The organism is Clostridium paraputrificum AGR2156, from assembly GCF_000424025.1.
Taxonomy (GTDB): Bacteria; Bacillota; Clostridia; order Clostridiales; family Clostridiaceae; genus Clostridium; species Clostridium paraputrificum.
Genome location: NZ_AUJC01000005.1, coordinates 211,780 through 235,148, shown reverse-complemented (window position 1 = coordinate 235,148; position 23,369 = coordinate 211,780). Strand labels below are relative to the sequence as shown.

22 protein-coding genes are annotated in these 23,369 nt (G+C 29.3%); 4 read left to right on the top strand and 18 right to left on the bottom strand.

Features of this window, described 5'->3' with window-relative positions; translation table 11 throughout:
• Window positions 1-108: 108 nt before the first annotated feature.
• From G594_RS0106290 to G594_RS0106280, 3 genes are all read right to left on the bottom strand, one after another.
• Window positions 109-333 carry a hypothetical protein gene (locus G594_RS0106290; protein WP_027097804.1) on the bottom strand — a complete coding sequence of 75 codons (225 nt, stop codon included), beginning with the start codon at window positions 331-333 and terminating at the stop codon, window positions 109-111.
• 240 nt (window positions 334-573) lie between these two features.
• On the bottom strand, window positions 574-789 hold the full coding sequence (locus tag G594_RS20495) for an NERD domain-containing protein (RefSeq protein ID WP_271815810.1): 216 nt from the start codon (window positions 787-789) through the stop codon (window positions 574-576).
• Between the two features lie 88 nt (window positions 790-877).
• Complete coding sequence (locus G594_RS0106280; protein ID WP_027097803.1) at window positions 878-1,183, bottom strand: hypothetical protein; 306 nt, start codon at window positions 1,181-1,183, stop codon at window positions 878-880.
• A 326-nt stretch (window positions 1,184-1,509) separates the two neighbouring features.
• Between G594_RS0106280 and G594_RS20290 the strand changes: the two genes are divergently transcribed.
• Window positions 1,510-1,650, top strand: a complete 141-nt coding sequence (locus G594_RS20290; protein ID WP_165438825.1) for a hypothetical protein — start codon at window positions 1,510-1,512, stop codon at window positions 1,648-1,650.
• Window positions 1,651-1,782: 132 nt separating this feature from the next.
• Here G594_RS20290 and G594_RS0106270 read toward each other — a convergent pair whose 3' ends face one another.
• The 5 genes from G594_RS0106270 to G594_RS0106250 all read right to left on the bottom strand — a co-directional run bounded on the left by G594_RS0106270 (window position 1,783) and on the right by G594_RS0106250 (window position 5,631).
• A complete protein-coding gene (locus G594_RS0106270) occupies window positions 1,783-2,301 on the bottom strand; it encodes an ECF transporter S component (RefSeq protein ID WP_027097802.1) in 519 nt (172 codons plus the stop codon).
• A 17-nt stretch (window positions 2,302-2,318) separates the two neighbouring features.
• Window positions 2,319-2,906, bottom strand: a complete 588-nt coding sequence (locus tag G594_RS18465) for a class I SAM-dependent methyltransferase (protein ID WP_051195920.1) — start codon at window positions 2,904-2,906, stop codon at window positions 2,319-2,321.
• Window positions 2,907-3,111: 205 nt separating this feature from the next.
• Window positions 3,112-3,492: a VOC family protein gene (locus G594_RS0106260; protein WP_027097801.1), complete on the bottom strand. Its 381-nt coding sequence runs from the start codon at window positions 3,490-3,492 to the stop codon at window positions 3,112-3,114.
• 413 nt (window positions 3,493-3,905) lie between these two features.
• Window positions 3,906-4,139 carry a hypothetical protein gene (locus G594_RS20065; RefSeq protein ID WP_155849287.1) on the bottom strand — a complete coding sequence of 78 codons (234 nt, stop codon included), beginning with the start codon at window positions 4,137-4,139 and terminating at the stop codon, window positions 3,906-3,908.
• 325 nt (window positions 4,140-4,464) lie between these two features.
• Window positions 4,465-5,631, bottom strand: a complete 1,167-nt coding sequence (locus G594_RS0106250; protein WP_027097799.1) for an iron-containing alcohol dehydrogenase — start codon at window positions 5,629-5,631, stop codon at window positions 4,465-4,467.
• Between the two features lie 190 nt (window positions 5,632-5,821).
• Between G594_RS0106250 and G594_RS0106245 the strand changes: the two genes are divergently transcribed.
• Window positions 5,822-6,571, top strand: a complete 750-nt coding sequence (locus G594_RS0106245; RefSeq protein ID WP_034865950.1) for an FAD-binding oxidoreductase — start codon at window positions 5,822-5,824, stop codon at window positions 6,569-6,571.
• A 43-nt stretch (window positions 6,572-6,614) separates the two neighbouring features.
• On the opposite strand, the gene G594_RS0106240 is transcribed toward G594_RS0106245, so the two are convergent.
• The 6 genes from G594_RS0106240 to G594_RS0106210 form a co-directional block, all read right to left on the bottom strand.
• Complete coding sequence (locus G594_RS0106240; RefSeq protein WP_027097797.1) at window positions 6,615-7,052, bottom strand: immunoglobulin-like domain-containing protein; 438 nt, start codon at window positions 7,050-7,052, stop codon at window positions 6,615-6,617.
• Window positions 7,053-7,222: 170 nt separating this feature from the next.
• The gene (locus tag G594_RS0106235) at window positions 7,223-7,432 is read right to left on the bottom strand and encodes a hypothetical protein (protein WP_027097796.1); all 210 of its coding nucleotides are present in this window, start codon (window positions 7,430-7,432) and stop codon (window positions 7,223-7,225) included.
• An 83-nt stretch (window positions 7,433-7,515) separates the two neighbouring features.
• Window positions 7,516-8,064 carry an alkaline phosphatase family protein gene (locus G594_RS0106225; RefSeq protein ID WP_027097795.1) on the bottom strand — a complete coding sequence of 183 codons (549 nt, stop codon included), beginning with the start codon at window positions 8,062-8,064 and terminating at the stop codon, window positions 7,516-7,518.
• Between the two features lie 110 nt (window positions 8,065-8,174).
• The gene (locus tag G594_RS0106220) at window positions 8,175-9,287 is read right to left on the bottom strand and encodes a radical SAM/SPASM domain-containing protein (protein WP_027097794.1); all 1,113 of its coding nucleotides are present in this window, start codon (window positions 9,285-9,287) and stop codon (window positions 8,175-8,177) included.
• Between the two features lie 99 nt (window positions 9,288-9,386).
• Window positions 9,387-10,862 carry a sulfatase family protein gene (locus G594_RS0106215; RefSeq protein ID WP_027097793.1) on the bottom strand — a complete coding sequence of 492 codons (1,476 nt, stop codon included), beginning with the start codon at window positions 10,860-10,862 and terminating at the stop codon, window positions 9,387-9,389.
• A gap of 22 nt (window positions 10,863-10,884) precedes the next feature.
• Complete coding sequence (locus tag G594_RS0106210) at window positions 10,885-12,192, bottom strand: PTS sugar transporter subunit IIC (protein ID WP_027097792.1); 1,308 nt, start codon at window positions 12,190-12,192, stop codon at window positions 10,885-10,887.
• 205 nt (window positions 12,193-12,397) lie between these two features.
• On the opposite strand from G594_RS0106210, the gene G594_RS0106205 reads away from it, so the two are divergent.
• The gene (locus G594_RS0106205) at window positions 12,398-13,171 is read left to right on the top strand and encodes a MurR/RpiR family transcriptional regulator (RefSeq protein ID WP_027097791.1); all 774 of its coding nucleotides are present in this window, start codon (window positions 12,398-12,400) and stop codon (window positions 13,169-13,171) included.
• 31 nt (window positions 13,172-13,202) lie between these two features.
• Here the strand turns inward: G594_RS0106205 and G594_RS0106200 are convergent, their stop codons facing one another.
• Entirely contained in the window at window positions 13,203-15,086 is a 1,884-nt protein-coding gene (locus G594_RS0106200; protein WP_027097790.1) for an endonuclease MutS2, read from the bottom strand.
• A gap of 436 nt (window positions 15,087-15,522) precedes the next feature.
• Here G594_RS0106200 and G594_RS0106195 point away from each other — a divergent pair, with 436 nt between their 5' ends.
• A complete protein-coding gene (locus G594_RS0106195; RefSeq protein WP_027097789.1) occupies window positions 15,523-15,765 on the top strand; it encodes a hypothetical protein in 243 nt (80 codons plus the stop codon).
• Window positions 15,766-15,805: 40 nt separating this feature from the next.
• Here the strand turns inward: G594_RS0106195 and G594_RS0106190 are convergent, their stop codons facing one another.
• The 3 genes from G594_RS0106190 to pulA form a co-directional block, all read right to left on the bottom strand.
• Window positions 15,806-18,856 (bottom strand): DEAD/DEAH box helicase, encoded by a 3,051-nt coding sequence (locus G594_RS0106190; protein ID WP_027097788.1) that lies wholly within the window; start codon window positions 18,854-18,856, stop codon window positions 15,806-15,808.
• Window positions 18,857-18,922: 66 nt separating this feature from the next.
• The gene (locus G594_RS18460; protein ID WP_027097787.1) at window positions 18,923-19,906 is read right to left on the bottom strand and encodes a hypothetical protein; all 984 of its coding nucleotides are present in this window, start codon (window positions 19,904-19,906) and stop codon (window positions 18,923-18,925) included.
• Between the two features lie 105 nt (window positions 19,907-20,011).
• Window positions 20,012-23,197, bottom strand: coding sequence for a type I pullulanase (gene pulA, locus G594_RS19865; protein ID WP_081663585.1), 3,186 nt, complete (start codon window positions 23,195-23,197; stop codon window positions 20,012-20,014).
• Window positions 23,198-23,369 lie beyond the last annotated feature (172 nt).

Below are 23,369 nucleotides of genomic sequence, written 5' to 3'. Positions count from 1 at the left end.
TTGTTATCTTCTTAAGTTCTTAACAACTTAAGAACTTATCTTTTTAACTTGTTGCATTTTAAAATTTTTAAAAATAGCCAGTGATCATTCACCAGCTACTTTATTAACTTATAAAAGCTTTTCCTTAATCTCCTTCTTGAAACTAGTTGCCTGTTTTCTAGTTAATGATTCAATGTCAACAATCAAAATTACTAGAACAGTTTTACCAGTATTAGCATGTCCTTTTACTGAAATAAATTTATTTTCATCTAGTTGTTCAAAGCATAAATTTTGCTCATCATTTAACCTCATAAATTTCATGTTAAGCTTGTTGTTTAATCTTAGTAAGGGCATCTTTATATCTACCTTAGGATTTAGAATATACAATACCTTGTTGTATTCAGAATCTGTTAGTTTTTTTATAATAAATCCTTCTTTACCTGCTCTAAATCTAAATATATTTATTATCTATTCTTCAACCTTTTGAAATGAAGTCATATCAAGAATTATCTCTTTTGGCATACTTAAAGGAAGAGAGCAATTCTCTGTTATGAAGTCTGGAAAGCAAACTGCTATTGTTACATATGGACTAATTCAACTTCTTCTAAACCTAGTCATTAAATTGTATTTTGCAGAATTTGCTTGCTTCTCTGGATCTTGTATATATCTTTTTATATTGTTTCCTGATACACTTGACCATTCATTATTAATGGGGCTAATTATTCCACCTTTTACTTCTAAAATCATTACTCCATAATCCCTATGAATTAAAATAAAATCACACTCTCCATTAGATTTACTTGAAAAAATTTCATTATCAATAAAAAGTTCTATTAACTTTCCATTTTTCCTTTAAAAATTTAACTATTCATTTTAAATATTATACAAATTTATAGATTTAAAATAATCCAAAGCAATATTTTATATATCCACTTCTATATCTGTCGAAGAAGAGCCCTTTTTTCTCTGCTTCTTCTAAAATATACTTATCCAATCTATACCCATTCTTATGAGTACAAATTATTTCCTTTGAAAGCTTTACCTCATATCCATCAATACCTACTATATAATTTTCAAATCCTAAATCTTTAAAAGTTACTTCTTTCTCAAATTCTCTATCTAAGCATTCTATTACATGTACTAAGAATCTAAAATCATCCATATTTCTTATCATATATCCTCTAGCAATACCATTTGCATTCATATTAAATTTTTCCTCTAATTTTTATTTTAGATAAAAAAATCTTCTTACCTTTAAGATAAGAAGACATTAACCAACCATAAATTCACCTCCTTATCGACTTTTAGCTGAACCACCTTGCTATAAAAACAGGTTGGTATAGGGTCACTGAACTAAATCTCTACCCTAACTCTTGATATATTGGTTTGATATTTAATTATACTTTTATTACACCATACTTTTAAATTTTAAAATACATTTTTTGTTAAAATTCGCTATAGTTATAAAGAATAAAAACAAGCTATTGAGTAAAAATAATATTGTATCTTATTATAAAGGAGGTATTTAATATGGATATACATTCTGCTTATAATAGAGCAAAAGAAATGCTAATTGATGGGGCAACTTATGATGAAATCAAAAGTTGTACAGGTCTTAGAGAGAAAGAAATAAAAAGAATTAGAAAAAACGAAATAGACAGTCATTTTTAGATTTGAAAAAGGTGGAGTGGATATTTATTTTGCTTGTTCCGTTGATACGCTTCAAGTTACATAAAAAACAAATATCCACCCCACTCATACTAAAAGGAAAGCTATTATTTTTTGATAGCTTTCCCTTCCTTTCTATTGTAATAAATTCTGAGCCACTTCACTTCTATTTATTAATTCCATTAAAAGTGGTATTGCAATTAGTTGAACAATCATTCCTGGAATCGCCTTACCCAGACCACCAACTACAAACATTAATGGATGAACAGCTGGTGCTACTGTAATAGATACTACAAAAGCTCCTACAATAGCAAAAATTCTTCCGCCTATCATCGCACCTATAAGTGATGGATATAACATTCTAGTCTTATTATATAGAAAACCAGTTAATATTCCATAACCACAAAGCTCAAAAGCCATAATGGGCATATTAGGCATTAGTGGTGGCATTCCTGTGGCTAGTCCACTAATAACAGGACAAATGATTCCTACTATTCCTCCATAAACTGGTCCAAGAAGAAAACCTGCTAATAGTACCGGAATATGCATTGGCAAAAATATTGGTCCTGCTAAATTCACTGTGTGAAATATCATTGGAACAACAACTCCTAGTGCAATGAATAATCCAGATAGTACAATCTTTTTACTCTTCATAAATTCTCCCCCTTTTGTTATCTATTAATAATCAAGTAATAAACATTTTCATCTTCAAAGGCTTCATCGACATTTAGTCCAATCTCTTCAAAGAGATTTCTTTGCTTATTAACTTCTATTAATCTATCCTTTTTTACCCTCTCATCTTTTCTGCTGTGCATGTTATTTAAAAATTCTCTACTACTTGAATGAGCAATTATCAACTTACCATTCTCACATAGGTTTTCAGTTACCAACTTTTTTATAGTATCCTCTCTTCTTTTTAAGTGTGGAAACATAGAATAAAGAATTATTTTATTATATTCTCCTTCCACTTTTTCCTCTTCTACGTCTACTAAAGTAAATTTAATATTAGGAAGATTACTATATTTCTCTTTTGCTTTACATAACATACCTTCTGAAACATCTAAGGCATTAATTTCCCCCATTTTATTAAATCCTCTTATAAATGGAATTAATACTCCTGTCCCTGTTCCAATATCGAGAACTTTATCTCCTTCTTGTATATGTATTCTTGATAGAAGAAAATTTATCTTTTCTTCATTTACTTTTGTAATCTTGTCCCATTCTTCTGCAATAGAATTAAAAAACTCCTTTTCACTCATTTCTACACCTCTCACCCAGTATAATACAATTATAGACTTTTATGTATTTCCAATCAACTAAATCTTATTAAAAAGGTTTGGTGGATATTTATTTTGTTTGTTCCGTCGCTGGGCTCCAAGTCACATTAAAACAAATATCCACCAAACTCGCACTAAAGGCATGGAAAATATAGAAGAGACCCTATTAAATAAGGTCTCTAACTATTTATTTATCTTCTCTTATAATATAAGGATTTCCATCTTGATCTTTAAAAGTAAACATGCTTCCATATGGCATTTTCATTATGTCTGTAACATCTACTCCATTATTCTTTAACTTTTCGTAAGTCTTATCAATATCAGTTGTACTTAAAAGAATTGATGGATGACCAGTGTATGTATTTGGATTTTGCTTTTCCATTAAAGGTTTATTATATAGTACGAATGTTGTAAACTCATCTTCACTTGGACCTACTTCTAACCAAGTCATATTAGGTCCCATTGGATATTCACCTTTTACTACAAAGTTCATTTTCTTAGTCCAAAACTCCTTAGCTTCTCCTTGGTCATTTACGTATATTGTTATTTTACCTATCTTATTTATCATTTGTATTTCCTCCTATAACCTATTTAGATTATATATTATATCCCCATATTACAGTAAAGTATATAAAAATAAGATATTTTATTGTAACAAAATAATATAAATAGTGATAGTATATACTATATATAACGCTTATTTAATATCTCTTGCCTTTTATAATAAAGAAAATCCTCTCTCCTTTTAAAAGGAGAGAGGATTTTTTCCCACATAAATACATTAAAGTAAAACATATTAAATATAAACACTAAATTATTAATTTTGCATACTTACTATTTTTTCTACTTGTCCTATAATGATTATAGTACCTTTAGTACTAATTACCTTTAGAAGATAAGTTCTTCCCACAAACTTATCTTCAGAACCCTTACCTTTTATGAATTATCATAAAATAATCACAAAATAGAGCTTCTATGGATTTACATAGAAGTTCTATTTTTAAATTTTTCTTTATTTATCTTATCTCTTATTAACTGTAATCCACCAATTATCATTATTATTCCCAATATGATTTCGAATATAAGACTTGAAATTTCATAAGCATTATTATTAACATACATGTAATAAGCACTGTTAACAAGGTTTATTCCAATATTAATTATAATAAATTCAATTATACTTCTACCAACATAATTAGCTCCAATGTTTAGCAATATGTTTAATTTAATCTCCTTATTTCTATATCTCTTAATTTGTTTAATAAAATTTTCAAAAAGAAATGGGAATGTAAAAAATGAAATTAAGACTGTTAACACAATATTATTCACAAAGTAAGTTATTACACAATTAGCTAAAAACCAAATTATAATATTCTTCATATCATTACTACTTTTATTCTATACTTAAATGATATATTTAATTCCATCTTATGTAAATAGCGAAAAGTAAAACATCCAAAGCTTTCAATTCATTATCTAATAATATTATCCTTGTAAAAATAAAAAGAAACCCGTATTATCTACGAGCTTCTTAAATTTCTTAAAATTCTACCTTGTCTCCATAATAAGTACATTTAAATAATTTTTCCATAGTCTCATCATCAATTTCTCTTGGATTAGATCCTGTACATGCATCAAGTACTGCATTATGAGATATAAACTTTAAGTTATCATTAAAATCACATTCATCTATTCCATATTCCTTCATAGTATGAGGAATAGCTAACTTATCATTCATATCATCAATCATTTTTATTAATGAATCAGTCAGTTCACCATTTGTATTTCCTTCTAGATTTAACATTTTTGATATATCACCATATCTATCTTCACAGTTCTTTCTATTATATTGAATTACATATGGTAAGAATATTGCATTTGCACATCCATGAGGTATATGAAATACTGCGCCTACCTTATGAGCCATTGAATGTACAATTCCTAATAATGCATTTGAAAATGCCATACCAGCTAGGCATTGAGCATCATGCATTAAACTCCTAGCTTTTTCATCTCCTTCATAAGACTTAACTAAATTATCTCTAACCATTTCTATAGCTTTCATAGCTAATGGATCAGAAAAGTTAGACTTAAGTGATGCAGTATACGCTTCAATAGCATGAGTTAATGCATCCATTCCTGTATGTGCTACTAATTTTTTAGGCATAGTTTGTGCTAAATTGGGGTCAACTATAGCAATATCAGGAGTTATATTAAAATCTGCAAGTGGATATTTTATTTTTTCAGTATAATTTGTTATAACAGAAAAAGCTGTAACTTCTGTTGCTGTACCACTAGTAGATGGTATTGCAACAAATTTTGCTTTTTGTCTAAGTTCAGGTAACCCAAAAGGTACAATAGCTTCTTCAAAAGTAAAATCAGGATATTCATAGAAAATCCACATAGCCTTGGCAGCATCTATAGCTGAACCTCCCCCCATTGAAACAATCCAATCAGGTTCAAACTTTCTCATAGCTTCTGCACCCTTCATAACTGTCTCTACTGATGGATCTGGTTCTACTCCTTCATACATCTCTACTTCCATACCAGCTTCTTTTAAATAATCTTCTGCCTTCTGTAGAAAACCAAACCTTTTCATCGATCCTCCACCTACCACTATAAATGCTTTTTTACCTTTTAAGGTCTTTAAAACTTCTAAAGCCCCCTCACCATGATATATATCTCTTGGTAATGTAAAACGTGCCACTTTCATCCCTCCATCTTCATATAATTATATTAAGATTTAACATCTTATATATTCTATAATTTATTTAAGAATAACTATAAAAATGATTGACTTTTAATATTAATTAATAATTTACAAAATCTTAATTGTTATTTTTGCAATATATACTAATAATAATTATAAGATAAACTTTTAGAAAGAAGTGATACTTATGACTTTAACAAACGGAAAATGGTCAGGATTTAGAGAGCTTGTTCTAATTGATGTAACTAAAGAATGTGAAGGAATTAAATCTTTTTATTTTAAAGCAAAAGATGGTGCTAAATTAGTAAGACATATAGCAGGTCAGTTTCTTCCGATTAGAATAAAAACTGATAATCCTAAATATAAAGACATTATACGTACATACAGCTTATCTATGATTCCTAATGAGGATGTTTATAGAATTAGTGTTAAAAAAGTAGATGGTGGCCTTATAAGTAGCTATCTACATGATTCACTAAATATAGGTGATTCAATTGAAGCTATGATTCCAACTGGCCTATTTACTTTAAAGGAAAATTCTACTGAAACTCCACTAGTATTTATATCTGGTGGTATAGGGATTACCCCCCTAATTTCTATGCTTTACTATGAAGCGCTTAAGGGAAAAAATATCACATTTATTCAAGCAGTTATAAACTCTTCTGTACATCCTTTTAAAAATGATATAGATTATTTCGCTGATATAAACGGCCTTAAAAACTTTGTTTTTTATTCTGATCCTTTAAAATCCGATATAAAAGGAATAGACTATATGGAAACAGGGTATGTAACAAAGGAATGGCTTGAAAAAAATACACCTTTAAATGGTGACTTCTACTTTTGTGGACCACCTCCATTTATGAATAGTTTAAAAAAATCTTTATCAGAACTTGGTGTTCCAGAAGATAGAATTCATTTTGAATCTTTTACACAATAAAAAAAAGTCTCAGTGAAATTATATTCCTGAGACTTTTTATAATTTATAAAGAAAACTCTACAAATACCTTTTTCTTTTCTTCATCTTTATAAAACTCTTTTATTATTCTATACTTTCCCTTCTCCAATTTTCCAAAGTATGTTGCTAGCTTAATATTTTCGTTATTAATATCCATTGGTTTTAATATAATCCCAATTTCTATAAAAGCTACGTCCTTTATAAAAGGAATATTATTCCACTTACCATCATTCTCTTGCTCTAAATAAAATTCATAACCATAAACGTACTCATTATTAGTTTTATTTTCTATAGATAAGGTTAAGTCTTTCTCTTTTTGTTCCTTTATACTTATAACAATATCATTACTTTTTTCAATTTCTGAACCCTTTTCTCCGCTTGAAGTTTTAACCATATTTCCACAAGAGATAGCTATTAAGCTAAAGGTTAGAAGTATCAAAATAACAGATAATCTTCTTTTCATAATTTCACCTCTCATTTTAATTATACCAATTTTAATTATGTTTAACTTACATAAGGTTGAAATTTATATTACAGAACAGTAACTAACAAAAAAGAAACCGCTAAGCGATTTCTTTTAAAGGAATTTAACTATATTAATTATATTTATAAAACTTAATATAAAGAGTACAATCAAAAAAACTTTTCTATTTTATCATCATCCATTTCCTTTGATAGTCTACTTCCTAATAAGGCTCCTCCAATTCCACCTATACACATTAACACCAAGTGCATATGAGCAAACTCTGGTATGCTTCCTGTTATAACTGTACTTGATAAACTTGTAACCTGAGAAAATAGTATTATAAATATGAAACTTATTGCAGCCTCCTTAGCACTCATAGATAAGAAGAAATACAGCAATATTAAGAGGACCTCCACCTATTCCACTTATAGCTCCAATTAGCGATGAAATCAAACTAACACTAAATAGTATTAAGCTCATTATTATCTAATCCTAGTCTTATATATTGTTCTTCTGGTGCTCCTACCTTTACCATTTCCCTTATCATCAATTCCTTATATTTATTTACAATTTCTTTATTACTAGCGAGATTATTATTCTGCTCTACATCTTCCTTAACGTTAAATAATAAGTCTCCAAATTTATAAGGTGATACATAAGTTTTTCCTTGTACTTTTAACACTTTCATATTATTGCTTAATCTTCCTATATTAACTATCTCAATATCCTCGTTCAATACATCACTCATATATCCTCTCATTCTAGTAGGCATTAGTGTATATTCATATAATGGTACATTTTCATTAGTAGCAGAGCTCTTCATATAAACATATTCACCATCTGTTATATTTACATGGCCGCCATGAACACCAAATAGAGCTGTTTCCCTTATATCCTTATCTTCCTTTATAATAGGTGTTAAGCTTTTGCCATCCATATCCATATCTACACTAACATTAAAGAAGTCTAATAAAGTTGGAGGTATGTCTATAGTTTGAGCTAAACTCATAGTTCTTTCCCCTGATCTTTTATATCTAGGATCCCATATATTTAATAGAAATTTTTACAAATAAAAATAAAGTTGGACTAACTTACCTAATTTAGTCCAACTCATATATTTTATCTTCTATTACTTATCTTTATTGCTAGTTCTCTAAATCTATCATAAGAATACTCAAAGAATTTATAGTTAGCTTCACAGAACATATATCTATTGTCCTTAGTAGTTGCTCTATACCTCTTACATCCCCCTCTGCAAAGAGCTCTATACTTACATGTCTCACACTTTTTATCTTTAGAAACAGATTCAATTATAAAGTTTCTTGTTATCTCCTTTTCATGCATATTATCAAAACTTTCATCAAATATATTTCCAATACTATATTTTTCATATGTATAAAAATCACAAGGATATACCCTTCCATCTCCTTCAATTATATGCTGACAAGAGCATATTCCTCTCATATCACAAGCCTCGTAGTCTTGTCCCAAAAATAAACCAAGTATATTATCAAAGTATCTTATGCTTACCATTTTTCCTTTTGATACATCTTCATACCACATATCAAAAAGCTTCTTAATATAATCTTCATATTGTTTAGATGTTATATGAAAATTCAAATTGTTATTATTGCAATCCTCTAAGGCTTCTATAAATGGAATGAATTGAATATAGTTAAAATCATTTTCTCTTAAAAACTTGTAACAACTTTCAATTTTCTTACTTAATGCACGCGTAACTACTACCAAAATATTAAAATTAACATTATATTTTTTTAATAAGGATATTCCTTTCATAACTTCCTTAAAACTGCCATTTTGGCTATGATTGACCCTATTTAAATCATGCATATCTTTATTCCCATCTAATGATATACCAACTAAGAATTTATTATCATAAAAGAACTTAGCAAACTCTTCTGTTATTAAAGTACCATTTGTTTGAATCATAAAATTAAATTTAGTTTTTTTACTACTTGTAAGCTCTACAAGCTTTTTATAAAAATCCAATCCAATTAGCATAGGCTCTCCACCTTGGAAGCCCATGTTACAAAATCCTCCATCACAATATTCATCAATTCTATTAACTACTACTTCAAGAGCTTCTTCACTTAAAAATCCATAATCACTAACTTCTCTTTCATCAGCTATAGAATTATAGAAACAGTATTTACACTTTAAGTTACACTTACTTGATGATGGCTTAACCATAACACTTAGATTTCTCCTCATATGTTTCCTCCTAAACTGTATAGTACTGATAATATCAGTACTATACTAAATACTCTCCCTATTGACTCTTCACTGAATTTTTAAGTATATACTGTAAACTTATCTTAAATCTCTCTTATTAGGCACAAAATCAGATGTTTCCATGTAAAACTTAAGCAATCGTTCTTTCATATTTAAAACGGTTTCCTTATATTCAGGATTATCAATAAGGTTATTAATCTCCATTGGGTCATCCTTCAAATTATATAACTCATCTTTTTCATAAAGACGCATTATATATTTTACATCACCCATCCTAATCATACAAGCTTTGGTATGTTCTGGGCCTTCGCTACCTTGACAACTTAACCTTGGCCAATATGGTGATTGAGGTCCATGTCCTTTTTCCATAGCTTGTTCTTCACCATGAATTCTTCCGCCTTCACAGAAAACTGCATCCTTATGTGATTCGTCACCATTTAAACAATTCATTAGAGACTTACCAAATTGAGTGTAGTCTAACTCTATCCCAGCCATATCGGCTATTGTTGCTGGAATATCTAATAATTCAACTAGTGCATTTGATACCCTTGGCTTAACCCCAATATTCTTTGCTGGTTTTATTAATAACGGAACATTTGATATTGGATCCTCAAAACAGTTTTGAACTTTTTCTGTTATTGTATAATCACCTGTGTAGTCTCCATGATCACTAAATACAAATATATTTGAGTTATCATATTGATTAGTCTCTTTTAACTTATCTACTATCATACCAAATTGATGGTCAAATCTTGAAACCATTGCTAGGTATGTAGCCCTTAGTTCATTAAATCTCTCCTCTGTCCAACCATTAAGGTTTTGCCTTGAGTTTATTCCATAAAGCATACTTGCTTTTCCTTCTATAGTTGAGATGTTAGGTCTTCTTTCAGGAAGATTATTTCTATCTATACTTGAGTACCATGGCTCTTCACATCCATAAGGGGGATGTGGAAATGAAATTGTACAATATAAGAAAAGAGGTTTTCCATTCTTCTCTTTTGCTTTTCTTTCAATAGTTTTTAAAGCAAGTTCAACACATTTCCAATCTACACTACCATACCCATTACTATCTTCTAACTTTCCAATATAAAATGAATAAAAATTATCATCTGTTATATCTTGTTCCTTACGTGAACCACTTTTTTTAGGCATAAAACTAACACCTTCTGCATCCCTAAGATTTTCATCTGAATTTCCATCATAGAACTCATCACAATATTCAGTTTTTGCTCTAGTTGCAGGAACAACATCATTTCTTCCTATCCATACAACATCATAACCATTTTGTTTCATTGTTTTTAATATATTAGGCTCATCCTCCCTTTGTAGATAATGCATAGTTCTGTGTCCTGTTGTATGAGGATAAAGACCTGTTAAGAAGCTACACCTTGAAGGTACACATACTGGATTTTGACAGTATGCATTTTCAAAAGATACACCTTCATTTACAATTTGATCTAAATTGGGTGTAATTGATGCTTTATTTCCTAAATGATGAAGTGAATCACTTCTCATCTGATCTGCTACGAACATTATAATATTTTGCTTTTCCATACTGTTTCTCCTTATACTACTTTTATTCTACTACTTCTTCCATCTCTTCTTTTACAGCTTGATTATCTAACACTTTAAAGAATGGGAAGTATATTAACATTTGTACAATTACTAAAATAACTTGTAATATTGCTGCTCTTAATCCTCCAGTCATCCACCCCGAGAAAATTACTGGTGTTCCAAGAGGAATTTCTGCGCCATTTAGTATTGGAACCAAACCTATATTAGTTACAAAATAAGCTATTCCAAAAGTAATTACTGGTGCCAAGATAACTGGAATAATTATAATTGTGTTTAATACAACTGGTAAACCAAAAGTTATTGGTTCATTAATTCCACATAATCCTGAAGGTAATGCCAAACCACCAAGGGCTTTATAACGTTTACTTTTAGCAAATAAGACCATTATAATACATAATCCAAGTGTACCTCCTGCGCCACCTAAGGAAGCATAAGCTGGCCACCAAGCTTTAGTTATTACGTTTGGCATTTCTGTTCCTGCTGCGTATGCTTGTAAATTTTCAAGTCCTGCACTAGCATATAACATTGTTAAGAATGGCATTACAATCATTCCACCATGTAATCCAAAGAACCATAATAGTGAACAAAGAATTATAAACAATACAAATGTAAATGGACTAGCTCCTAACCCTGTTAGTGGTTTTTGTAACATTGAATATATAAATTGATTTGCACTTCCATAAGTAGTTAAGGTAAATAAATATCTAACTATACAGAATAAAAAAGCTATTATAAAAGCTGGTAACAAGGCCGAAAATGATTTTGAAATAGTTGGCGGAACACTATCTGGCATTTTAATTCCGATATTTTTATCCTTTATAAACTTATAAATTGTTGGTACAATCAACCCTACCACCATAGCTGAGAATAAACCAGCTGCACCTAACCACTTAGTTCCAATAGCTGCAGCTATTGTTACAGTAACTTCTCCTTCTGTTCCCATAACACCCATAGGTATTAAAATTAAAAATGATAATAAAGCTATAATTGCTGATATTGTACAATCCTTTTCTTCTAACTCAAAGTTCTCTGAAAGAGCTTTTGCTATTAAAAATACTGCGTATATTGCTAATAAATCTGTTGTTACTGCTGGAGCAAATGAGAAAATTTCTTTTAAATGAGTAGCTTGTACAAAACTTTGATATGGACCAATTTGTAAGTTGGCTAATAATGTAAATATAGCACCTACCATAATCACAGGTAATAATATTCCAAATCCGTTGCTAATTGCTTTTAAGTATTTGTTACTAGATAATTTTGATGCTAATGGCATTAAAAACTTTTCAATCAAAGACGTAAACTTTTCCATTATAATTCCTCCATTTATACCTTGTATACATTTACATGTTGCTATAATAAAACCGGTTTTAATTTATAAATTAATTATAAAACAAATTTAAAAATGTTTCAATACATATTGGACAAAAGTCCAATTATTTTTTCATCTTTTTTTGGACTTTTGTCCAATTTAAATAATTTATATATTATGTTATACTTTTATTGGAGGTGTATATATGGGACCTATTGAAAGATTAGAATTAAACAAAAATAACCTTACAAAATCAGAAATAGAAATAATGGAATATATAAAGAAAAATCCTATGGATATAGTACAATTTTCTATTATACAAATAGCTGAAAAAGCAAATACATCGAAAAGTGCAGTTATAAGGCTTTGTCAAAAGATTGGGTATGATGGATTTTCAGAATTTAAATTTGATATGTCTAGGTACTTAGTTTCTAATAATCAAAACAATATTAAAGATAAAAATGAAACCTCTATCAATGCAATAACTTCTAATTATATAGAATACATAAGCAAAATTAATACATCTATCACACTAGAGGAGGTTCATGCCCTAGCAGAAAAGATAAATTCTTCTAATAGAGTAAAAATACTTGGAATAAATAGAACAGGACTTTCTGCAAATCAGCTTAGAATGAGACTTTCTAAGATTGGAATTGATGCTGAAGCCATTACTGATTCTGTACTTATGAGAGATGCTATAACTTTACTTAAGAAAGGTGATTTATGTATTATCTTCTCAATTACAGGAAATACTTCTCCTTATATAGAATGTGCTAAAAGCTTGAGTGACACAGGATGTACACTAGTGTTAATTACTATGAATCCAAAAAGCATCATTTCTAAAGAATGTGATTCTATAATAAGATTGCCTCTTATATCTAAACAATCAGGATCAAAGTTCTTAGATGACCAAGTTATATTCTTCGTATTTATTGAAATAATACTAGCTGAGCTTGCTAATATTACATCTAAAAAGTAAAAGCTGCTGAAATAATATCAGCAGCTTTTTATTATAATCCTTCTTTTCTTAACTTCTTTAAAGCTTTCTTTGATCCTCTTTCAATATCCCTTTCAAGCTTTCTATCCTTATAACTTACAAATAATTGATTTAAGTCATATCCTTCTGGATAAAGCTCCTCTGCTTTTAATTCTATTTTAACTCTTTTATAATTAACCTCAATAAATTCTTTATCATAAAGTACTACAACATTATTAAATTCATCTCTGCCTTTGTATATAATTGCAGAATCATTCTTATCTAAAAGAAGCACCTTATCTCCAACAGAGAAATCATAATACTTTTCTTCACTTTCTACCTCTTTAACCTTCTTCTTTTTGCTTTCTTTAATAGTCGCATAATTATAGTCTTTATTCTCAATGTATGTTCTAGTTCTTTCTATAATAGAATCAGAAATCCCCATCTTTTTAGATATATAAAGAGCATTACTATCTCCTGTTTTTCCAATGGTTAGCTTATATAAAGGTTCTAAGGTTTCCTTCTTAAACTCCATAGCTGCATTTTCAAAGTCTGGATGGTTATGTGAGTAATCTTTAATTTCTCCATAATGTGTCGTAGCAACTGTTATACAACCCTTGTGATATAGCTCCTCTAAAATTGCTATAGCTAAAGCTGCACCTTCATTAGGTTCTGTACCACTTCCTATTTCATCAAATAATAAAAGTGTAGACTTTCCTGATTCCTTTATTATTCTAGCTAAATTTTGTACATGGGATGAAAAAGTACTTAATGCATTTTCAACACTTTGATTATCACCAATATCAACAAATACATCTTGGAATATACTTATTTCCGTTCCCTCCTTAGCTCCAATATGAAAACCTGATTGAACAGCTAAAGTTAACATTCCTAATGTCTTTAAAACTACTGTTTTTCCTCCAGCATTAGGTCCTGTTATTATTAAAGTTCTATAATCTTTACCTATTTCAAAATCTAATGGAACTCCGTTTTTTATTAATGGATATCTTCCTTTTAAAATTTTTGTATATCCATAATCATTAATCTTAGGTTTAATCCCCTGAATGTCTAAGCTATATTTTGCTTTAGCCCAAATCATATCATACTCTGATATTACTTCTACATTAATTTTTAAATCCTTTATTCTTTGGTATATCATCTCAGTTAATATGGCTAGTATCTTATAAACCTCCATACTTTCTTCAGCTTGTAATACATTAAGCTCTGAAGTAAACTTTGACACTATATCTGGCTCCATAAAGACTGTTGTTCCTTTTGATGATACCTCAACTATTGAACCTGCAACTTTATTTTTATAGGCAGCTTTAATTGGAATTGTATATCTTCCATTTCTTTGACTTATAAAAAACTCTTGAATACATTCCTTATTGCTACTATTTCTTAAAAATTTATCTAGCTTTTCTTTTATTTTTCCTTCACAAGTATCAATTTGTTTTCTTATCTTCTTTAGATCTTTAGATGCATTTGAATCAACTACAGAACCTCTTATAGATATATTTATTTCTTCTTCTATATAAGATAAATCACTTATATTTTCTGCGTAAGAACATAAAGTAGGGGCATATCTTTCCTTGTCCTTTAAGAACATTTTTACTTTTCTGCATCCTCTTAAAAAATCTGAAACCATTGTTAAATCTGACGGTTCTAGAACTCCTCCCTTATCCATTTTATCTATAAGAGGAAATATATTGTGTATTCCTTCAAGGGGTAGATGATAAGAAACATCTAAAAGCTTTCTTCCCTCTGAAGTTTCATCTAATCTTCTATTTACAACCTTAAGGTTTGAACTTGGTTCTAATTTATCTATTAATGTTTTACCCAAACCACTAACACAATAAGATTTTACTATTTCCTTTAAATCATAATAATTTAATTTATCTAATGATATTTTATCCATTTCTTAAACCTTCCTTAACTCTATTTAAGTCAACGAACCCTTTGACAGATTTCAATATTAAATATAAATAAAAAAAGCTATGGATACCTCCACAGCTTAAAAATTCAACTTTAATAAGGTAGATATAATACTACCCTAAAGTAAGTTCGTGGACTTGTATCTTAAAATAGTTTAATTAATTCCATAACAAATAAAGGCTTTTATCGCCCTATCTTTAAGAATTAATATTAAAATATACTATTTTTTGATACTAAACACTCACAAACTTCCCTCGTTTCATTTGAAATCTATCTTGTATTAGTATATTAGATAATCTTTATTTTGGCAACAGTAATTTCTAACCTTCCTCTCATTAAAGACTATTATTTATCGCACATACATTTACATATTTATTATATTATGTGAAAATATAATAAATAATTAAAGAGGGACTAGTATGAAAAGCAAATTATTAGCTATATTTATTATTTTTAATTCTCTTTTTATATTAGGATGTAATAGAAATAATAATGATAGTTCAACTAACCTTAAATTATATATTTATAATATAGAAAAAGACAATTTGAATTTTATTTCTGAGGTTAAGCGCCAGAACTTTATTAGCTGGAATGAAGACTCTAAGTCATTCATTTTTATTGATAATAATTATTGCTATAATGGTGATAAATACAGTATATAATTAATGCCCTGGTAACATTCCAGGACATCCTTTACTTTATTTATCCTAACAAATTTAATATTTCATCTTCACTTAGTCTCTTAAACTTCTTACCATCCATTTCTTTCTCATCCATTAAGCTTTCTATAAGTTCCTTCTTATCTTCTTGTAATAATAGAATCTTTTCCTCTATGGTATCTTTAGAAATAAGCTTAATTACCTCTACCACATTTTTTTGGCCAAACCTATGGGCTCTATCTGTAGCTTGATTTTCAATAGCTGGGTTCCACCATGGATCAAAATGAATAACAACACTTGCTGATGTTAAGTTTAATCCTACACCACCAGCTTTTAAGGATATTAAAAATACACTTATTAAAGGGTCTTCATTAAACTTTTTGACAAGCTCTCCCCTTTCTTTGCTGCCTATACTTCCATCTAAGTATATATAGTTTATTCCAACTTCCTCTAAGTTTTTTTCTATATTTTTAAGAGCTGAAGTAAATTGAGAAAATACTAATATCTTTTTATTTCCAGCAATATAATTATCCAGTAGCTCCATTAATGCATTTATCTTTCCACTTCCACCATTGTAATCATCCATTATTAGGGATGGATCCAAGCACACCTCTCTAAGCTTTGTAATAAAAGTAAGCATATTAGTGTTACCCTTTGACGACTTCAGCTTTTCCTTTATCTCCTTTACGTAAGACTTATAAATAGACTTCTGCTTTGTTGTCATATCTACCAAGTACTTTTTTTCAATCTTTTCTGGCAACTCATCTAATACATCCTCTTTTACCCTTCTTAAGATAAATGGAGTAATTAAAGACTTAAGTTCCTCTGTATTTTTATTTTGTATAAACTTCCCCTTAAATCTTTCTTTTGTAAATAAGAAACCTGGCATTACAAAATCAAATATTGACCAAAGCTCCATTAAGTTGTTTTCAATTGGAGTTCCTGTTAGGGCAAAGTTACATTTTGAGTTTATTTTCTTTACAGAAAGTGTAGTTTTTGAAGTTGGATTTTTAATATTTTGTCCTTCATCGATAATGCAATAATCAAACTGTAGTTTTTCATATTCATTTTCATCATTCTTTAGGGTTCCATAGGTTGTTATAAGCACATCATACTTTTTAATTTCACTTAACATCCTATCTCTTTGAGCTTTTGTTCCATGAACTAAACCAACCCTTACATTAGGAGCAAACCTTTCAAATTCATCCTTCCAATTATATAAAACAGAGGTTGGAGTTATAATTAAGGTTTTTTTACTCCTTTTAGAAAGGACAAAAGTTATTACCTGAATTGTTTTTCCAAGGCCCATATCATCTGCTAATATTCCTCCAAAGCCTAATTCTGAAAGTTCATTTAACCACTTAAATCCTTCTTTTTGATATTTTCTTAAGATTCCATTAAAGGATTTTGGGGTAACTGACCTTTTAAAGTCATTATTAACTAGCTTTTGAACAATTTTTTGGAGAACATCCCCACCTTTAATAAAATCTAATACTCTAAGTTTTTCTTGAAGATATAAGCTTTTGTTCTTATCTATATCTATTTCAAGGCTTAATTTATCTTCTGATAATTCTCCAATTAAATTTAAAAACTCACAAACTCCTGGGTCTTCTAAATCTAGATATCTATCCTTACTTTCGAAAAATCTTTCACCTTTTTTCATAAATGCAATAGCACTACTTAATTCCTCAACTGTAAAATCACCAACTTCATAGTTTAATCTATAAAAGTTATCAAATTCTACTATGGATGAATTAATAAAGCTACTATCTAATATTTGAATATCTTCAAATTCTTTTGAAAACTGAACTTTTCCTATAGGTCTTAATAACTTAACACCTGTTGTTAAAAGGTCAAACTCTCCATTACCTATATAAAAATAATCTCTTTCTCTTTTTATAAATCCTACCTTTTCTAATTTTATATCTATTAAGTTTTCCTTCTTAAAATCCCTTAAAAAGCTTTTATCATTTTTATCTTTAATTAAATCTATAATATAACCACAGTAATCAATCTTTACATTGCAGTAAATTTCTTTTCCAACTTTGTATATTCTAAATGTAGGTTTAAAGATATCTCTTAAGAACCCTCTTGTTCCATCATCTAGCACAACATTCTTTGTAATGCTCTTTAAGTCTGAAAGAAGATTATTTAAAGCCTTTAAGTTCTTCTCATAGTTTATCTCGTTATTTTTTATAAATAATTTATGATAAGGAAGATAGGTTTCCATAGCTTTCTTACGGGGAAGGTAAATATCCCTATCATAGAACATAACATCTCCAGTATTAGATAATAAAATAGGAAACTTCTTTTGTGATCTTAATATAAAACTATCCTTATCAGCTCTTATTGTAAGAGAAAGAGGAACATTCTCCTTTTTCACTTTAGATTCATAGGTTATAAAATCATAATTAAAACTTATTTTTCTTTCATTTAATAACGAAAGGAACTCTCTTAAATCTTTTCCTTTCAAATTTAAGAATCTGTCACTAATTTTTTCCTTATGACTTTTTAAAAATTCTATTATTTTTGTATCCTCTTCACTAAAAAAGTCTCTTCTAGAGTGGTATGTAAATAGATCATTAAATATAATTGTATCCTTTTCCAAGAAATCTTTAAGTGATGTAATTAAATTAGTAGTTGATTCTCCTATTCTAAATTCACATTTATATGTATTAATCTCATTTAACATGCTACATTTTATTGATATATGTAACTTTAATTTTCTCTTATTTACAACTTCTTCACTTCTTTTATTTATATTTGATGCTTTAGATTTTCCAACAAGATAAAAGGCTAGATTAGTAGCTATAATATGTTTGCAAACATAGTTTCTAATATGTCTTCTATTTTCTATGAAGGTATCACAGGAGCATTTTGTATCTAATACCTTATTAGTTTTCATATCAACTTTAATATGCGTGTTGTAATCCTTATTTTCGCTATTTATTTTCCCATATATATGATAAATATTTTCTATTTTCTTACCCTTAAGATCTTTTACTCCTTTAGCTTTAAGTATGGAAGTTGCCCCTTCTCTACTAAAGCTAGAACTAAACTTCATAACATTATCTCTAACAACTTTAATATTCATTACTCCTCACCTCCAATAGGATATTTTATCATAAATACTTCTCTTAAACTAGAAAAGAAGAGTACTTTACTCTTCCTTTAAACATTTATTTGGATCTAATTTTATACTCTTCCATTTTCCATCCTCTTTAATGTATTGAGCTACCTCTATATCATAATCATTAGTCAAAATGTAGAACTCAATTCTATAGTCTTTATTATCTGTTCCCTTAAAATAGATATTTTTCACATATCCTTCAGTGTTTACCTCATAAAATTCCTTAATAAGCTTACACCAATCACCATATTCAATTTCAACTTTAGATTTACCATCATAGCTCCACCCATGATATGGTGCACAAAGATATTCCTCTGGTGATATAGTTATATCTTTAATTTTATATACACCATTTTCATTAGAAAGATTTATAAAGCCATAATAATATACAAAGTTTGCAATATTCTCTTTTGATCCTTGTATTGTCTCTATTTCAAAGAAATACTTCATTTCATTTTCTGTATTATTAATAATTCTAAACTTAATTAGATTTATGTGCAGAAGATTTAAAAAGGAATTTTCATAAGCTTTAAAGTTAACCCTTTCCTTGTATTCTTTTGTAAAGAATTCATATGCTATTCTATAAGGCTCTCTCCACCTGCCTATAGTACCACAACCAGCCCACTTATCCCTCTCAACATTTGCAGCTTCCCTTAGTACTGAAAAATAATTGATTATAGTCTTATTAGGAGTAATTAAATAATTGTCTGGAATAACTACTTTTTTACTATTTCCACTATATTGGTTTAATAACTCTTCTGCTTCACTAGATGTATTTAAAATAGGAATATTTGAAGGTCTAAAATATTTCTCATAATCACTCATACTAATTACTTCTTCTTCGTAATATTTAACTTTTTCACCTCTAAACAAAACTCCCCCAGCCACAAGAGTATTATCTTCTCTACTAAACTTATAGAATACAGTTCCTAATATACATATAAAAATTAAAACAAATATTATAATTCTTTTCTTATTAATAACAATAAACATAACAAATCCTTTAATAAACATTTTATTATATTTTTATTCTGTTAAACCCTTTTTTATAATAAAAAAACGGACTGTATCAGAAATCTGACACAGCCCACATATATAAAGGGGTACATTTTATGAAAATTACTTACTTAATGATCGTTTCTTCTTAGCAAATACGCCTACTGCTAAACCAGAAACTAATAATATAATTACAATTGGTAAGACGCTAGTTTCATCACCGGTCTTGCTTGGGTTACTACTATTATTACCTTCTACCTTATTATTATCAGTATCCTCTGATGGTTTATCAGAGTCCTCACCATTATCAATTTCTCCTTCATCAAAGCTTGACTTATCAACTAAGACATAAGAAGTTTGAGCTGGAATTGTAACCTTTGAGCCCTCAATAGTTGCTAATTTCTCTATACCAGCATTATTTTGATCCACTACTACAACCCAATCTTCACCAGGTAAAGTTACTTCCTTCGCTTCATTATTTGCATTAAATACTACTGCTATATTGTCCCAAGAATCTCCTACATTTGTTCCATCTAATGTATAAGCAACTAAATTCTTGTCTTCTACATCTATAAACTTAAGATTATTTTGAATATCTTCAGTAGTGTTCATTCTAAAGGACTTATGTGACTTTCTAAGAGAGATTAATCCTTTATAGTAATTATTTAAATCACTATATTCAACCTTTCTTTTCCAATCTATTTTGTTAACACTATCTGGAGCGTTATAGCTATTTTCATTAAAGCTTCCATCTGGATTAATCTTCGTTCTAGCAAACTCTTCTCCTGCTTGCATAAAAGGAATACCTTGTGATGTATATACTATTGCAGCTGACATCTTGTTCATTAATAGCACTTCTTCTTCTGATGCATTAGGATTAGTAGTTTGAAGTTTGTCCCATAGAGTTAAGTTATCATGAGCTGAAGCATAGTTAATTGTTTGATATGGTTGATTAGCCCATGCCTTAGTTCCATTGGCAACCTTACTATAATCTACTTGTGAGTTCTCAGTAGCTGCCACTATACCAAACTTAATAGTCTCTTCAAAACCTTCGCCACCATTTACAAAAGCAGGTGCAGTAGCTGAAAATACATGCCCTTTTATACCATCTCTTATATCATCACTAAAAGCAGCAATTTGCATGTTTCCATATTTAGTTGTATTAGCTTTAATTGCTGCATCTTCAGAAGATAATGGTGAATCTCCTCCTGTCCACCCCTCTCCATAGATAAGTATAGTTCGATCTATCTTATCAAGTTCCGTGCGAATTTCTTTCATAGTGTCTATATCATGTAATCCCATTAAGTCAAATCTAAATCCATCTATATGATACTCTTTAGCCCAGTATACAACTGAATCAACAATTAGCTTTCTAACCATTGAACGTTCTGAAGCTGTTTCATTACCACAACCTGATCCATTAGAGAAACCACCTTGTGAATTTTGTCTATAGTAGTAATCAGGAACTGCTAGGTTTAAATTAGAATCTAAAGTAGCACCTGTATGATTATAAACCACATCCATAACCACTCTAATTCCTGACTTATGCAATTCTTGAACCATTTCCTTGAATTCTTTAATTCTTATTTCACCAGCATATGGATCTGAAGAATAAGAACCTTCAGGCACATTATAGTTTTGAGGATCATATCCCCAGTTATATTGTTTTGTATCTAATTTTGTTTCATCTATTGATCTATGGTCAAATGTTGGAAGAATATGAACTGTTGTAACTCCCAATTCCTTTAAGTGATCAACACCAGTTTTTACATCACTTCCTGGAATAGTTGTACCTGATTGCCATACTCCATTATATTTTCCCTTATACTCTAAAGTAACACCTGAGTTCTCATCTATTGAAAAATCTCTTATATGCATTTCATAAATAATAGAGTCTGTAGGATCCACTAATTCTGGCTTAGTATCATTTTCCCATCCTTCAGGATTTGTTGATGCTAAGTCAATAACCATTCCTCTGTTACCATTTACCCCTACAGCTTTAGCATATGGGTCAGTAACCTCATTCACCTTCCCATCTATTGTTACTAAATAGTTATAATACAAACCATTTAAATCTCCAGCTTTTTCAATATACCATATTCCATTTTCACCTTTAGTCATAGCTAGTACTTCTTCAGCACTATTTGTATAGTTACTTCCACTCTTACCATACAAAGCAAGCTTAACTTCTGTTGCCGTTGGTGCCCATAATACAAACCTTGTTTTATCCTTAGAATAATTAGCTCCTAAAGTACCCGAATAAGTATAAAGTTCTGCAAATTCTTCACTATCATATATCTTTCCTAATGAAACTTCCTTACCATTAAACCCTTCTATTGATAATTGATATTTAGAATTTAGATCTAAGTTTTCTCTTACCTTAATAGCACCTTCCATTAAATTATCATTTACTGTTACGCTTTCAATTTCAAGATTATTATTATCCTTTGTTAAGGTAACTTTATTTAATATATCTTTTGAAGGTAACTTAAAGTTAGTCTTAAAAGTTATATCTTTTAAAGTGTCAATTTTTGCAAATGTTATTTTAGGGTCCTTTACTACATCCTTTTCTGAGTAATATACAGTACCTTCTCCTTGAACAACATATGCATTAATTAATCCATCGTTGTTAGCATAAACCTTATTTATAAATCTATCTGACTCCCAATCCTTTTGAGACCAATCTGATTTTCTTATAATAAAGCCTATCTTATCATCAGCACCTACATTGTCATAAGACATTGAACTTACTCTTCCAAAATTACTCTCAACAAAAGGATAACCTTGTCCAGCATTACTTCCAAGCCACCCCCATACATCCCAATCAGTATATTTACCATCAAATCTGAAATAATTAAGGTTTACTGTAACCTTATCAAAATCTGATTTGATCTTCCTTTCTGATAATGTCGGTTCTGAACCATTCTGATTTACCACAACTTCTGTATCGCCTTTATTTAATTCCACATACTTATCATCATTGAATACTTTTTCTGCCCAATCATTTCCTTGAACACTTTTCCTAATGATAAATCCTAACTTTCCTGCATCTTTACTAGTTTCGACCACAGCAAACTTCCCCTCACTGTCATCACCAATAAAGTCTACTCTTTTACCCTCTTTATCTTCCTCCCAAACCCAAAGATTCCATCCATCATAGTTAGAATCTTCTCTACTATAACGAATCTTAATAAAAACCGATTCATTTTCAAGTGAAGCACTTGTAAAAATAGGCATTTGTATTAAAGATACAATAAAAACGATTACAATAAGCCACGAGAAAACTTTCCTCTTCTTCAATTTTATCATCTCCTCCATTCTATTATCAAACTTATTCTACTAATTTTCAGTATTGATGTAAATTATTTCTACAAGCCTTTATAATAACGAAATTCTTTTAAAGTAATGATTACACATCTTAGTTGTGAAAGTAAATTGACTTAAAACTTTCTTTTAGGCTTTATTATATATTTTACCTAAT